At 47.2% G+C, this 14363-nt stretch carries 14 protein-coding genes; 8 read left to right on the top strand and 6 right to left on the bottom strand.

Annotation, left to right across the window (positions count from 1 at the left end; genetic code table 11):
- Window positions 1-118 precede the first annotated feature (118 nt).
- From WCK19_RS05865 to argC, 4 genes are read left to right on the top strand one after another with little or no spacing between them, the layout of a single operon-like run.
- Window positions 119-433, top strand: coding sequence for a hypothetical protein (locus WCK19_RS05865; protein WP_342396439.1), 315 nt, complete (start codon window positions 119-121; stop codon window positions 431-433).
- 1 nt (window position 434) lies between these two features.
- Window positions 435-3086, top strand: coding sequence for a flippase (locus WCK19_RS05860; protein ID WP_342396438.1), 2652 nt, complete (start codon window positions 435-437; stop codon window positions 3084-3086).
- 1 nt (window position 3087) lies between these two features.
- A complete protein-coding gene (locus WCK19_RS05855; protein ID WP_342396437.1) occupies window positions 3088-3264 on the top strand; it encodes a hypothetical protein in 177 nt (58 codons plus the stop codon).
- Window positions 3254-4315, top strand: a complete 1062-nt coding sequence (argC, locus tag WCK19_RS05850) for an N-acetyl-gamma-glutamyl-phosphate reductase (RefSeq protein ID WP_342396436.1) — start codon at window positions 3254-3256, stop codon at window positions 4313-4315. The genes WCK19_RS05855 and argC overlap by 11 nt, the downstream gene beginning before the upstream one ends.
- Before the next feature lie 12 nt (window positions 4316-4327).
- On the opposite strand, the gene WCK19_RS05845 is transcribed toward argC, so the two are convergent.
- Window positions 4328-5152 carry an MMPL family transporter gene (locus tag WCK19_RS05845; RefSeq protein WP_342396435.1) on the bottom strand — a complete coding sequence of 275 codons (825 nt, stop codon included), beginning with the start codon at window positions 5150-5152 and terminating at the stop codon, window positions 4328-4330.
- A 212-nt stretch (window positions 5153-5364) separates the two neighbouring features.
- Window positions 5365-6141, bottom strand: coding sequence for a hypothetical protein (locus tag WCK19_RS05840; protein WP_342396434.1), 777 nt, complete (start codon window positions 6139-6141; stop codon window positions 5365-5367).
- Between the two features lie 211 nt (window positions 6142-6352).
- Here WCK19_RS05840 and WCK19_RS05835 point away from each other — a divergent pair, with 211 nt between their 5' ends.
- Window positions 6353-7663 carry a sensor histidine kinase gene (locus tag WCK19_RS05835; RefSeq protein WP_342396433.1) on the top strand — a complete coding sequence of 437 codons (1311 nt, stop codon included), beginning with the start codon at window positions 6353-6355 and terminating at the stop codon, window positions 7661-7663.
- A 14-nt stretch (window positions 7664-7677) separates the two neighbouring features.
- Entirely contained in the window at window positions 7678-8373 is a 696-nt protein-coding gene (locus WCK19_RS05830) for a response regulator transcription factor (protein ID WP_342396432.1), read from the top strand.
- Between the two features lie 76 nt (window positions 8374-8449).
- Here WCK19_RS05830 and WCK19_RS05825 read toward each other — a convergent pair whose 3' ends face one another.
- The 4 genes from WCK19_RS05825 to WCK19_RS05810 are packed head-to-tail and all read right to left on the bottom strand — an operon-like array spanning window position 8450 to window position 11807.
- Window positions 8450-9469, bottom strand: coding sequence for a phosphotransferase (locus WCK19_RS05825; protein WP_342396431.1), 1020 nt, complete (start codon window positions 9467-9469; stop codon window positions 8450-8452).
- 2 nt (window positions 9470-9471) lie between these two features.
- Window positions 9472-10782: a glutathionylspermidine synthase family protein gene (locus WCK19_RS05820; protein ID WP_342396430.1), complete on the bottom strand. Its 1311-nt coding sequence runs from the start codon at window positions 10780-10782 to the stop codon at window positions 9472-9474.
- A 26-nt stretch (window positions 10783-10808) separates the two neighbouring features.
- Entirely contained in the window at window positions 10809-11477 is a 669-nt protein-coding gene (locus WCK19_RS05815) for a hypothetical protein (protein WP_342396429.1), read from the bottom strand.
- A gap of 12 nt (window positions 11478-11489) precedes the next feature.
- Window positions 11490-11807, bottom strand: coding sequence for a hypothetical protein (locus tag WCK19_RS05810; RefSeq protein WP_342396428.1), 318 nt, complete (start codon window positions 11805-11807; stop codon window positions 11490-11492).
- 333 nt (window positions 11808-12140) lie between these two features.
- Between WCK19_RS05810 and WCK19_RS05805 the strand changes: the two genes are divergently transcribed.
- A complete protein-coding gene (locus WCK19_RS05805; RefSeq protein WP_342396427.1) occupies window positions 12141-13352 on the top strand; it encodes a hypothetical protein in 1212 nt (403 codons plus the stop codon).
- A 1-nt stretch (window position 13353) separates the two neighbouring features.
- Window positions 13354-14202 (top strand): RimK family alpha-L-glutamate ligase, encoded by an 849-nt coding sequence (locus tag WCK19_RS05800; RefSeq protein WP_342396426.1) that lies wholly within the window; start codon window positions 13354-13356, stop codon window positions 14200-14202.
- Window positions 14203-14363 lie beyond the last annotated feature (161 nt).

Genomic DNA, 14363 nt, shown 5'->3' with positions numbered 1-14363 from the left:
GCATCAGTTACCGACTTTGAGCGTTCCTCACAGTCCAATAAGCTTTAGCTCGTTTGCGCCCTGCTATTTAAAATGCTAAGATACCTTATCTGTTAACCGTGCAACAGGAAAGAATCTTATGGCAAAATCAGTTAAATTAGATACAAAGACTCTGGCAGCCGGGCAGAAAGCTATCAAAACGCTGGATAAGCAAGCTGTCAAAAAACAGAGTGAACGGGAAGCCGCCGCCAAAAAACCGCGAACATCGCTGGGTTTTGCTCGCTACAGTGCAAGCCAGCGGGATAAATTCACCCAATTACCAAATCTGCTAAAAGTGTTGGTAGTTCTGTTGGTGGTACGTTGGTTCCTTGGTCGCCGTGACGAAGCCAAAGGTGAAAACGAAATCGCGGAAGCTGTAAAGTTCCTGCGAGAGAGTCGGGGCTTCCAGCCATAGGGTGCAAACTCATACTCCACCCGGCAAGAATAATATAACCCCCACCACGACTCGCTATTATTCAAAGCGCAGTATTTTTCTGGCGTTGGCGCTTTTATTACTCGCATTTATCGCCTGCCTTCCCGGTCTAATCTCTTCCCAAAATGTTATGAGTGTTGCCGTAATACCTACACAGGCGGTAGATGCCACTTTCCTAAATGATTGGGACGCTGCCCGCTCCCTCTTGCTTGAACGCCAACCCCCGTTATGGTACAACAATCACCCGCTGCTGGCATCCAGTTCCGCTCCAATGTTATATCCCTTTTCTGTATTATATTATGTAAACTTGAATATATTACTATTCACCGCCTTCCATCTGTGGATCGCGCTGGTAGGAATCGGGCTATTGGCGAAGCGGATACCGAGCAAAACAGGGCGTATCATTGGGACGTTAGCCGGGTTCGCGCTGATTCTGGTGGGATTACCCGCTTTACGCCCGGACTATATGGCAGCAATGGCATGGCTACCGCTGTCTATCTGGCTGCCTCTTTGCTCTCGCCGTTATATAAAAATGTTGGGTCTAGGGTTGGCGCTTGGCTTTATAACGTTGGCGGTAGAAACTAGCCTTTCACTTGTCCTATTGGGTGGGGTAAGCCTATGGCTAATATTGGCTCAAGCTAAGTCAGGCAAATGGAAAAGCAAAGCGATTTTTGGCGGCTTGCTGTGGGCAATAATCGTGTTGGCTTTGGCGCTGGGGCTGGCAGGTCCCCAACTATTCCCACGCCTAGCTTACCAACCCCTCAATTACAGCGCTCCTACCAAACTCGAACCGCAAATAAAGGGCGCAACTCTATTGGGTCTTCGGCAAGTGAGCGAAACCGACTTGCGCTACACCCTGCAAATAGACTCTGGCACGTCCCGCAGCATTGAAATGACAGTTCCAGAGCAGTACGATAGCGGTTGGCAAGCACAATACAGCCTCCCTGACGAACCGAACAAATTCAGCGAAGCAAAGTTGGTAAGTACCTCGGAGGGTTGGCGCAAAATCAGCCTCGAACCGCCTTCCAAAACGAGTATAATAACCTTGCGCCTACGCTACAATCCGCTCTCCTTTACACTAGGGCTATATGCCACCTTCCTTTCGGTTGCCAGCATGGCAATGATTCTGCTGGTACTAGGCTGGGTGCGCTTCTATCGCGAGGACGAGGGCGACCACCCCTTGCGGCGCATCGTAAAAAACAGCGTTACACCTATGTTTGCACAACTGGCGGGCAAGGTTATAGATTTCGGTTTCGCCTTTATCTCTCTGCGTCTGCTCGGTCCTGAAGGTAACGGGCGTTATACTTTCGCCGTAACTACTTGGCTCTTTTTCAATACGCTAGCAGATTTCGGGCTGGAAACGCTGGTCACACGCGAAATAGCCCGCGACCGCAGCCCCGCCAACACCAACCGCTATTTCAGCACTATGCTGGTAACGCGCCTGAGTTTCTCCGCCCTGTCGCTGCCTATCGCTATGCTGTGGGTGGGCGGCTTCAGCCTCACCGGAGAAATGACCGGGGATATAGCGCTGGCGGTTGCCCTGTTAATGGTAGGCATGATGCCTAGCGCGGTTTCCGGCACGCTCTCGGCGGCTTTCCGTGGTAACGAAAAGTTTGAATATTTGGCGGCAAATCAGATTCTTGGCTCAATCATCAAAGTACCGCTTGGACTAGGCACATTGCTCATCGGTTGGGGCGTGGCTGGGCTTGCCGCCACCTCGATTGCGGTCAACCTAATAGCAATGTCCTCGCTGTGGACTATTTTCACCCGTGAGGTAATCAAACCGGATATTCGCAAAGGCTTCGAGCGTACGCTTGTACCTGCTATGCTAAAAAGTGCCTTCCCCTTGATGTTGAATGGCTTCCTCATCAGCATAATGTTCAAAAGCGATGTATTCTTGCTCTTTCCTTTCCGGGGCGATATAGAGGTCGGTTTGTATAACTCCGGTTACAAGTTTATTGACGCGCTGTTAATTTTCCCATCTGCCATCACATTGGCGTTGTTCCCGCTTTTCAGCACCTATAGCCGCGACTCGCGGGAAAACCTAATGCGTGCTTATTCCGAAGCTTTGCGCCTATTGATTATCATAGGCTTGCCAATTTCAGCCGGGACTCTTTTTGTAGCTAACGACCTTATCGGCGCAGCGTTCGGCGACAAATTTCTGCCCGGTGGCGCAATCGCCTTGCAAATCCTAATTTGGTTCTTGCCCTTCAGCTACATAAACGGTGTCACTCAATATGTACTGATTGCGCTGGACAAGCAACGTTATATTACAATAGCCGTTCTGATTACCGCCGGAGTAAACATTGGCGGAAACCTGATTTTCATCCCCTTCTTCGGCTATATAGCTGCCAGCGCCATGACCATCGCCACCGAAGTAACCTTGCTGGTAATCTACGCCATCCTAATGCGCCGAATATTTGCACCGATTCCCTTCTTTAAAACGATGGCGCGTCCTGCTGCCGCTACTCTGGTAATGATGGCGGCGTTGACGCTTATCACGGTGGTCTTTGGCTTCAATAATTTCTTTGTTACAATTATCGTAGGTATGGCGGTGTTTTTGGGTGGATTGGCGCTATTTGGCGGAATCACTGGGGAAGATATGCGCTACCTACGCAAGGTAATTCGAAAATGATATGGCTAAAATAGCTTTTATAGATTTAGATGGAGTAGTAGCAAATAGCGTTCTTCGCTTTGAAAAAGCCGCCAAAAACGGCAAAATCAATTGGGCTTTGGCTTTTCATCCGCCTATGCTCAGCTTAGCTACACTGATTCGTAATATTATTTTTGGGAAAAGGCAAAATGGAAAATAAAATCAAAGTTTCGATAGTCGGCGTAACGGGCTATACCGGCAGCGAACTGGTACGGCTATTGGTGCGCCACCCGCAGGTGGAATTACTGGAACTGGAAGGACGTAGCGCGGCAGGACAACCGCTCGGCAGCGTCTTTCCACACCTCGCCCCCTTGGGCTTGAACGTCAAGGAAAAGCTCGAACGCCCCGCGGAAGCCGCTTTTATCTTTCTAGGCTTGCCCCATCATGCCTCCGCCGAACGCGCCGCCGAAATATTCGAGCAAGCACCCAATACCCGTATCATAGATTTATCGGCAGATTTTCGCCTACGCAACCGCGCCACTTACGAAAAATGGTATGGTGAGCATCACGCCCCCTACATCTTACCAGAAGCCTTCTACGGCTTGCCAGAGCTTTATCGCAAGCAAGTAACCGCTAATACCCGATTAGTTGCCAATCCCGGTTGCTATCCCACTTGCAGCAGCCTTGCGCTTGCACCCGCACTGACTGAAAAAATTATTGAACCCTATGTAATAATTAACGCCCTCTCCGGCACAAGCGGGGCGGGGCGCGGCTTGAAGCAAAACCTACACTATAGCGAAATGCACGACAGCGCCTGCGCCTACGGTTTGGAGGGACACCGCCATGCCCCTGAGATTACCCAGATTTTAACCGATGTAAACCAACAGGCTAAGGTTACGGTATCTTTCACCCCACACCTAATGCCACTCTCACGCGGGATGCTGGCAACTTGCTCGGCGCGGCTCTCCCCCGAATGGCTGGAGCAAAACACAGCCAATCCTACCGCCGCGATTCGCGCCCTCTATAGTAGCTTCTACGCCGGGGAACAGTTCGTTCGTATAGCTGCCACCCCTCCAACCACTAAAGAGGTGTTCGGCTCAAACTATTGCTTCCTTTACCCCACTGTTGATACTGAAGCAGGGCGGCTGGTAGTAATCTCGGTGATAGATAATCTGGTCAAGGGTGCGGCAGGGCAAGCAATCCAAAATATGAACCTTCTAGCGGGTCTGTCCGAAACCACCGGACTAGAAGCATTGGGCATATATCCCTAGAATATATCGCGTTTATTTTAGACTTTCGCCTCTAATTAGACCTGTTTCTAAATCACAGAAGCGAAAGTCTAAAGTCGAGTTTATCTTATCTGCAAATTCTTTGCTTTTTCGACCACTTCTTGTTGGCGATATAAAGCGTAATTCCTCATGCATTCTGAGAGTTAGAAACATACCATAATCCGTACCTGCGCCTAAAACCAGAATTGTCAGGATGGCTTGTGTTACGCTGGAAGCCTGAATGATTCCGGTCGTCACCAGCCCGGCAATTACCGGTCCCGACAAAACCAAAACAGGCACTAGGAGGGTAAGTATCGGCGCTAGTATAGCGCGATACACCAGAACTAACATGATTAGAATAGCCAAATTTGAAAGGGTCTGGGTAAGACGTTGAGCATCGGCTGATGCCTTGTTATTATCCACTGTTGAGGCTAATTGCCCGGTCAGATTGAAGCTTAATCCGGTTGGTAGATTTTGTGATGTAAACTTGGTGCGGATAGTATTTATTATATTTTCCGCATCAGGACTGCCCGTACCAATATCAAACTCAAGCAAGGCTTTATGTGCTTTTCCATCACTGGAAATGCCTTGATCACGCACGTTTTTAACATGCGCTACACTTTTTACGGAAGTAAGTATAGTAGCAAAGGCTGTTTGGTCATCGGCGCTTAGCTGCGCGTCATTACGAGAAGCCACCAACAGAGTGGTAGCGCCTCCGGTAGCTTGGAAAGGATTGTCCAATTGCAAAGCGTGTAAACTCGGCGCGTCTGATGGTAAGAAGGCACTGTTGTCACTATTAAGAACGCTGCTGAGCTGAGTGAGGGCAAAAAAGTCACACATCCCATTGTTACACCTACCCAGATTAACACCACTAAGTAGCGGAATTTTACTGCAATCCTGCCAAAAACTCTCATTAAATTCCTCGCAATCTATAGTTTTAAAATGATCGAATTATTGTAGTGACACTCTTACCGCTATATATGAAATATTAAGCGACACCGTTTTATATCCTGTGCCGCTTAATGGATTTTATTATTTCTGAAGCGCTGCTCCTATTTTGTAACCTTCTGATAAGAATTGGTGAGGTCGTCCTGTATAAGATATGCCGCACCTTTTGCCACCAAATGCAGGTCTTGATCAGGAGTAACGATTTTGAATTGCCAGCCTGTTGGCAGTTTCAGCCGTGTACCGAGATTTGCTAAATCATCTATAGAAAGCTTAGGGTCAATAATTTGCGAATATGTTTGCATAACATAGGTGTCTCCATTAGGAGAAACAAGTTGAAAGGTGGGCTTGCCACTTAAAAACACATATTCGGTATTGCGCTGAATGATATTTTCGGAATAGGGACCTGCCATTGTAGTACCTGCCGGAATTTCGATTTTTGCCCGCAATTGCATTTTCAGGTCACCAAAGGTTTTTACTTCTCCAGCTGCACTATCACCGCTTGCAATAACCTGATCCATCATCCAATAGCGTGGACCATTCAGCGTAACTTGTAACGCGCCAAGACTTTTTGCTAAATCAGTTGCGTTTAAAGCTTTCCAAGCATCTTGTGGGCAATCACTCAACCCTTGGGTGTTATACACATACTGAGCCAGTTTGCCAGATTCCTGAAAGACCGGTATCACTTCGCAATAGCGAGAGTTGCGCAACGGTTTTGATGCAGCCGCGGTATTTGCAGCCACAGCAGTTGTGGTTGTAGCAATTGGCGTTGGGGCGGCGGTTGTAGCAGGTGAGATAGTCGCGGTATTGTCGCCACAAGCACTAAGAGTCATCGTACTTAACAAAAGTGCTAGTAAGACAAGCTTGATACCAGTTTTATACATCGGTTCCCTTTCTGATTGATAGCCATAAGCTAGATTTGAAATTTATTTACAGTATTGAGCATAATAGAAAATCTGATATTTTTGATGTGGCTGTCGGCATATTTTGAATATGTCTGTAGTAATGTGACTTACGGCATATTGTTCTCTCCGATTTCCTCTGCTATAGTTAAATCCCAGATGAGGTACTTGTTTTATGCTAGGTAGCAAATTTTTGGAAAATTCCCAAACCAAATTAGAATTTCAACCCGACGAGAAAAATATACCCCTTGGGAGGAATTCCCGACACTGGTATAATTGGGTAATTTCCAAACCCTTTGACTGGATTTCAACTCCAATCTACCTCGGAGCCTGCCTAAGCCTTTTTTATGATCGTAATTTTTACGGCAGCAGTTACCATGTTTTTGGGTGGTGGCAAATAACAGCGTTGGTTGTAGCTACCTTTATTCTGCTGGCAATTGACCGTTATGAATATTGGCGTTGGGGCGAAGAAATACCAAAACGAGTAGCTATCGGTTATTTTCTGCTGCGGGTCGGGTTGGTGGCGCTTATTTCAGTAGTGAATCCAAATGAAATTACCCTTTTTATGTATCTGATAATCCCATTCTCGGCGTTAATATATTTCGGAAGTAGGGTGGGAATCGGTGTAGGGTTACTAACTTGGCTGGTTTTTGCAATTCGAGTATTATTCTTTGCGCCAATCGCTTCTGAAATGCCCAGACCCTTGCCGTTTATAAATATTTTTACCATCTGCCTCATTTTTATTATAACCACTGCTTATACTCTTCGCCGTGAAAAAATCAGCCGGACAAACGCCGAGCGACTATTGAAAGAGTTAAAGCAATCACAGCGTCAGGTAGAGGAATTAGCCGCAACTAGGGAGCGTAACCGACTAGCCCGTGATATTCATGATAGCTTAGGACATTATCTTACCGTTATAAGCGTGCTTCTAGGAAAAGCCAGAGCTTTTAAAGAGAAGAATCCTACAGAAGCTGAGCAAGCCTTAACCGATGCCCGCCGCTTGGCAAACGAAGCTTTGCAAGATGTGCGCGAGTCGATAAAATCGTTGCGTACCAGTCAAGAACTCTTTTCACTTGAAAGGAAATTGCCGATATTGGTAGCAAATCTGCAAAATGAACAGTTAAAAATTGAGCTTGAAATAAGCGGAAGCGAAGCTGGTTTCTCAAAACAGGTTTTGATGGTGCTTTATCGGGTGGCACAGGAAGGGCTAACCAATGTGCAACGCCATTCCAACGCTAGTCGAGCTAGATTGCAATTGAAGTTTGATGTACACGTGGCTGAACTAACGCTTGAGGATAACGGTAAGGGATTTGATTTGCAAAACTTGTCAACCGGGCAGAGTAGTGGTTACGGGTTACTGGGGTTACAGGAACGCCTTGAAATCGTCGAGGGTGAATTTCTACTGGATAGCCAGCCCGGAAAAGGAACTCGTCTGGTCGCTAAGGTCTGTAAAATATCGGCAACCTCTATGGAAAAACCTCAACAGAGCCTAGCTTATTCTTGAGGACAATTATACCTGTGGCTACTTCATCTCCAAATCAAAACTCACCTGTGCGGCTACTAATAACCGATGACCAACGTTTGTTGCGAGAGGGTATTGCTTCTTTACTTAGCTTGCAAGCTGGAATTGAAGTGGTCGGAACGGCTGCTAATGGTAAGGAAGCGTTAGAAAAAACCCGCTTACTTAATCCCGATGTTATTTTGATGGATGTTCGGATGCCTGTAATGGATGGAGTAGCCGCTACTGTTCTAATCAAACGCCAATTCCCAGCATGTAAAATTTTGATGCTGACTACTTTTGATGATGAGGAATATGTAATCGACGCTTTGAGAGCGGGAGCCAGCGGTTATTTGCTCAAAACCATCCCAGAAAACGACCTAGCTCAGGCAGTAATAGCCGCTCACAATGGGATTTACCAACTTGACCCTGCAGTTGCGCTTAAAGTTGTGGCTTCTCTTAGCAATCCTTCAGCAAGCAACCGTTCTCAATCTCCTACCTCGCAAAACCCTACTCCAACTAATGCGGGATTGACAGACCGCGAACTGGAAGTGTTAAAGCTAACCTCACAGGGGCTTTCCAACGGCGAAATTGCTCGCTCTCTTTCCATCAGTGAAGGTACGGTCAAAAACCATATTTCAAGTATCTTATCCCGGTTGGGTTTACGTGACCGCATCCAAGCCATTATCTATGCCCGTGAAAACGGCTTGGTTTAATCTCTGACAATCCAAAGCCTAATCGGGAGATAGAGATAATAATCAGAGCAATAGAGGTTGCAACGGTATATGCGTATTATCCGGCAGTTTCAACCGCCCACTGCGCTAGTTTCCGCTCCCAAAGTGGAGTAACACTACGCATTATCGCCCAATTGGTGATTGCTAACCCATCCGAGATACCGGGGGAGATAATTTCACGCTCAATATCGCGAGCCGCAAACCATCCCATTACAAAGCGAATTGCCGCCCCTAATAAGTTCACTTCTTGCTCACCAAGCTTGCGTACTTTCTGGTAGGCTCTCAGAAAAGCGCAGCTGTATTCCTCATCAAAATCATAACGGTCTGGCAAACGCGAACCGAACAGCGATATAAAAGTGTTTTTGGGCCAAACACAGTTCCAGCCCAACACCAACGCCATATCGAAAACCATCTCCCCCAAACCCGCATCTTCCCAATCTATCAAGAAGAGTTCACCGTCTGAGGTACGCAACATATTGCCCTCATGCACATCAGTATGAATCAAGCCAAGCGGCAAAACGCTCAGGTCTGGCAGGCTTCGCAAATTATCCGCCACCTCGCGGGCAATTTTGCCCCATTGCGGATGCAAACTGGAGCGTTCGGCGCGTTCAATACTGACAGGCAATTCTTCCAGCCAATTTACCAATGCCGGATATTCGGCGGTAGTATGTACCAAATCATGAATTTCGGCGAGCAATCCGGCGAGATAATTAAGGGTAGGCAAATCCATTTCCGGCTGCTCGCCCTCGATATAATCCAGCACATACGCCCAGCAGCCCGTTTGCCATTGGAAAATCCGCTCGCCCTTTACCGTCAGGCGCAAATGTGGCACTGGAAACCCACCCCGACTCAACCGCAGCAAAGCCCCAGTATCGGACAACACTCTTTCGTAACGGCGGATAGGCACGCACAGCCTCACTATCAGAGGCTTACCATCCAGAATATTGCATTTCAAAACACGCTGCCCGTCCCGCTCGTTCAATTCCTCAATCTCGCCCCATACTTCCACGCCGTAATTGGTATTCACCAATCGAGCAATTTCGGCGAAATCAAGCTGTGGTGTGCCTGCCAAGTTCATTATCACACCTCCTGCAAGGTAGGTATAAATTGCGCCTGTGCGGTAGTTATACGCCCACCTACCCGCGTATAGCAGCCTCCCCAATCACCGCCTATTACAAAACTACCCACACAAGGGTAAACTTCAGTCTGTTGCACCTCTCTAGCAAGGTTTACCACCGCGTGCGGCACTGCCGAAAGATTTATACGGCGTTGGGCAATATAAGTGTGGTAATCCCTGATTTCCTGCCAATCACTATCGCTCAATTCTGCCCCGTTATAAACTTCTGCCCCTTCTCGCCCATAAAATTCCTTGATGATATAATCGCCTCGCTCAAAATTAGGGGGTAAAGCATTCAGTAAATAGGTTTCGGGCAAGCTACTGTAAATTGCTTTGCGCTCATCTGCGGTGAAAAGAACATAATTATCACGCTCATGCCACACCCATGCCATTATCGCCTTTGATTGTGCCAAAAACCCACGCAAGTTGTTCAGGCATTTTAGCGCGCCCGTCAGGTTAGCCTGCAAATAAGCGGCAAAAAGCGGCTCTTGTGAGAGAAATTCAATCGGGAACAGGCGATAGAGCGCATCTATTGGTTCTCCAAGTAGATATATCCGATTGCCAACCAACGAAAGGTTGTTAGGGTCGCCCACTACGCACTCCAGACCACGCGCCTCCAAACCACGCTTGTACCACATTACCTGCGCTAGATCGGTAAGATACCGCCCCCGCACCATAAAACCCACGCGAGGAGGGCGCATGGGACCTTCAGCCGAGGCATATCCCGGCGGAACAGGCAAAAAACGCGCTTCTTGATGTAAGGCTTCTAGCATATTTTCACCAATAAGCGGATTAAGCCGTGCTACCCCTTCGCAACAACGCAATGCTTTCCAAAGACGCGCTTCTACATCTGTAACTTCCTGCGAACCGCTTGGCGTATCGCTGTTATACTCCATCAATTGCCAATTGCCGGATTCATCCAATCCAAAATCCAAACGCCCGATTGGAGTCAGCCAGCGATTTGGCGGTTCATGTCGTAGCGCGTATGCCAGTGAGGGGGGCCAGCCCAGTTCTTCAAGCTCTGTATCGGACAGTTCAGTTACAATGATGCCCATCGCTTTACTCATAATGCTGGCAAACAGGCTCGTCAACTTTATCAGGCTATCCTTTTCATAGGCAGTCAAAACCAGACCATTCAGACCAGTATAAATCTGACCTTCTACCCGACTCTCAATAAGTTGATCGCAAATAGCGGCACGGTCATTAAAAGCTACTGCCATTGTTGCGTAGCGGCGTGGGTATATTTTTAGCAGCCGTTCAATTAAGCTATACAATTTTTTGCTTCTGTTATGTAACGTATTTACTTGAAAGGAATATTAAGCCGGGAAGAGTAAATATCAAAACCCGCCTCAGCAGCAAGCTCATAATAATCAAACAAATCTGGCAAGACCTCCTCACCAAGCGGGCGAACATCCACCAAAGCCCGGATTCCCTTGACCTGCAATACCTCAAATGGAGGAAAATACTTTTCTCCCAGAGCATAACGGTTATCGAACTGCCCAATAAGAGCGAGCTTATCTGGCTCAGGATAGGGAAGACGTTCACGCTCAAGTAAAAAAGCTAATCCTTTTTCTGCACTATATCCCCCTAGGATAGCGCCATAGTAAGCGAGATTAGGAAGGGAGGAACGCCCATCAATAAAGGCATTAGCATAATAAAAGGATGCCAACAATAGAACCGGAGCAATTCCTTCTGCTTGCAAATATGCGCCGGTTCCGACTGAGATAAAGCCGGGTAAATCAAGAACGAAAGCTGCCCCCCCCGCTTTTACAAGCTCACCCGCTTCTGAATTAGCCAAAGTAACCGCGATTGAATGGCATAACTCATCAGCGCGTGGTTGGGCTGCATCGTGCTTGCTAAGATTCATAATTGCTCCTATCTCCGAGAAAGGAGCAGCAGGCACGTTCATTCCGAATAAAGGACCGGCGGCATCTCGCCAACGCCGGAACAACTGAACCGGTTTTAACATAGGAAAGATTTATCAGCCACTACTGCCGTAAGATCCAACATAAACATAACTGCTCCCATAATAACGGCTGCCGCTACTGTAGCAATTGGTAACAGGTTGCTGGTTAGTAGAACCGGTAAAACCTGAGGAAGTTGGTTGGTTGACCTGCTTGTAAATATAAGTGCAATCTTGGTCGGCGCAAGCAGCTAACAAAAGGCTGGTTGCCAATAAACTGGTTGCCAGCAACTTCCCAGAATGCTTCTTCAGGCGGTTTTTACGGGGTTTTACCGTTGCACCGTTTGTTTCAGGGGTTAAGAGTATATCGTCTTCGGTAATCTCATCCATCGCCATTTGCCTTGTCTAAATGCGTTAAAGGTACGCCAGAAATTCCACGTCTAATATACGGGAATTCTTCTCGAAACGATACAAATATTTTACCCTCTAAAAGCAGTTTAGACAATTGTTTTGGCAACAGCTTCTAAATCCTTTTTCTTTACTGTGGTTGACTAAGCGCAAAGACTGCCCTTTATTGTTAGACATTTAACATCATAAAGCATTTGCCTGCATTTTGTGGAGGCTACATTACAACCATTATTGTTGCGACTTGGCAGGGATTAGTGTATTCTAGCCAATCAAGGCTTCTTGCCCACTTTTATCAGAGTAACGCCTATTTTGAGGAGTACCATGGAGGACACCGAACCACAAAACGAGGTGGCGAACGGCATAGCGCTGCGCCGCACCAATATTAAAAGCGTGGAGATTCTGGACACCACGTTACGCGAGGGCGAGCAATTCAGCCGCGCCCATTTTTCTTTCCCACAAAAAATCGAAATTGCCACCGCATTGGCGCGGTTCGGTGTTGATTACATTGAAGTAGGTTCGCCCGTCAGCTATCCAAATGCGTTGGAAGAACTTACTACTATGGTAAGCCAACTTAAAAAGAAAAATTCAAACAGCAAAGTGCTGGTACATTGTCGCGTCAATCAGGAAGATGTGGATATGGCGCTCGAAACTGGCGCATATGGTATCAACCTTTTCATGGGTACCAGTAAGTTCCTTCAGAAAGCCAGCCACGGCAAAAGTGTTGAGGAAGTTTCAAAACTCGCCTGTAATATGGTAGAGTATGTACACAGTAAAGGGCGTTTCGCTCGCTTTGGCGCAGAAGATGCCTTCCGCACCGACCTTAAAGACCTTCTTTACATTTGCGCTGCGTTGGATGAAGCCGGCGTAGATCAGGTGGATTTCCCGGATACTGTCGGAGGGGCAACCCCGTTTGAAGTGTACGACCGCATATTGGAATTTACCAAACGCTTCCGGTTCAAAGTGGAGTTTCACGGGCATAATGATACCGGATGTGGGGTGGCAAATGCCCTTGCCGCGATGGAAGCCGGCGCACACTGCATTAATGTTACGGTTATGGGTATCGGCGAACGCAACGGTATTTGCTCCCTGAGCGGATTGGTAGCGCGACTTTATTCGCTGGATCGAGAATTGGTCAAGCAATATAATCTGGTGGAATTGCCCAAACTGGATAAAATGGTAGCTACCATTCTGGGCGTGCCTATTCCACATGATATGCCCATCACCGCTCCGAATGCTTTTACTCATAAAGCCGGAATCCACACTAAAGCGATTTTGCAGGACAGTCAGGCTTACGAAGTGCTACGACCGGAAGATTTCGGTATACGCCGAACTCTCGATATTGCCAGCCGTATCACCGGCAAACACGCTATCGCCGCCCGTGTCCGTGAATTAGAACTAGAACTGTCCGATGCTGACATTGCTATCATCACTGAAAAAGTGCGGCACGCGGCAGGGCTTGAGCCGATTTCACTGGAAAACGTTGACCTGATTATCAAGAGTCATAAACCGTCTAGCGCCGGGAAGGAAGACTAATATGGGGAAAAAGCTTGGCATTCTCTACACGGAACTGCGCGAAGACGAAAACGCTTTAATTGAGGCGGCACGCAAACTCGGAGTAGAGCCGCTACTAATAAATACTTCCGAAATTGCGTTCGATATGCAAGAAGGTAAGGTTATTGCACCGGGTGAAGCCGAAGTGGTTATTGAACGCACCATTGACCACTTTGTAGCTCTGTACAGCCTTATTCTGCTTGAAAGAGCCGGAGTCAAAACGGTTAATAGCTATGAGGTAGCAAGAACATGCGGCGACAAATTGCTTACTACCATAGCTTTTGTGGAAAATAATGTGCCTACACCGCGCACTCAAATTTCCTTTAACTTAGAAAGCGCTATGACCAGCATCAATGAGTTAAGCTTCCCGGTTATGCTTAAACCTATCACCGGGGATAAAGGCTCATTGGTAGCAAGGCTAAACGATTATGATGCTGCTAAGGCTGTGCTAGAATACAAAGATCAGCTTGGACAGTACGACCATGCCATCTATTATTTACAGGAATATCTCCAAAACCGCCCCGGTAGAGATATTCGCGCTTTTGTTATTGGCAAGCAGGTCGTCAAAGCAATTTATATGATTGCCAACCGCGCTACCAGCAGTGGTGACAAGAATTTGACCGTAATTGATTGCCCGCTCACTCCACAAATAGTCGAAGTAGCGTTGGCAGCTGCAAATGCGGTTGGTGGGGGAGTATTAGCGGTTGACCTGATTGAAGATGGGGATAGCCTCAAAGCAATCGAGGTTGATTATACAATCGAGTTCAGTTCGCTAGGTTTGGCAGAAGAACTTGCGCCGCTTATTATTCAGTATGCCCTCGCACAAATATAAGCAGCACGTCCCGACACCGGATTATAACTCCGGTGTTTGGGCAATTTGTAAAAAGACGCTTTTGCTGGAAAAGAAGTAATGTAGTTTTTCATAAAGATTTATAATGAGGGCATCTAGAATTAAAGTTGTAATCTTAACCATATTGGCCGCTTTTTTTCTTA

Origin of the sequence: Candidatus Chlorohelix sp. (assembly GCF_037138995.1) — a bacterium.
In the GTDB taxonomy this organism is placed as follows: Bacteria; Chloroflexota; Chloroflexia; order Chloroheliales; family Chloroheliaceae; genus Chlorohelix.
This window is presented reverse-complemented; position numbering and strand designations above follow the sequence as displayed.

Bases quoted from the DNA above. Each gene is read 5' to 3' on its own strand.
- WCK19_RS05845 (WP_342396435.1), bottom strand. From the start codon at position 5,152: ATGTGTGACTTTTTTGCCCTCACTCAGCTCAGCAGCGTTCTTAATAGT.
- WCK19_RS05810 (WP_342396428.1), bottom strand. From the start codon at position 11,807: ATGGCGATGGATGAGATTACCGAAGACGATATACTCTTAACCCCTGAA.
- WCK19_RS05840 (WP_342396434.1), bottom strand. From the start codon at position 6,141: ATGTATAAAACTGGTATCAAGCTTGTCTTACTAGCACTTTTGTTAAGT.
- WCK19_RS05855 (WP_342396437.1), top strand. From the start codon at position 3,088: ATGGCTAAAATAGCTTTTATAGATTTAGATGGAGTAGTAGCAAATAGC.
- argC (WP_342396436.1), top strand. From the start codon at position 3,254: ATGGAAAATAAAATCAAAGTTTCGATAGTCGGCGTAACGGGCTATACC.
- WCK19_RS05815 (WP_342396429.1), bottom strand. From the start codon at position 11,477: ATGTTAAAACCGGTTCAGTTGTTCCGGCGTTGGCGAGATGCCGCCGGT.
- WCK19_RS05805 (WP_342396427.1), top strand. From the start codon at position 12,141: ATGGAGGACACCGAACCACAAAACGAGGTGGCGAACGGCATAGCGCTG.
- WCK19_RS05865 (WP_342396439.1), top strand. From the start codon at position 119: ATGGCAAAATCAGTTAAATTAGATACAAAGACTCTGGCAGCCGGGCAG.
- WCK19_RS05825 (WP_342396431.1), bottom strand. From the start codon at position 9,469: ATGAACTTGGCAGGCACACCACAGCTTGATTTCGCCGAAATTGCTCGA.
- WCK19_RS05800 (WP_342396426.1), top strand. From the start codon at position 13,354: ATGGGGAAAAAGCTTGGCATTCTCTACACGGAACTGCGCGAAGACGAA.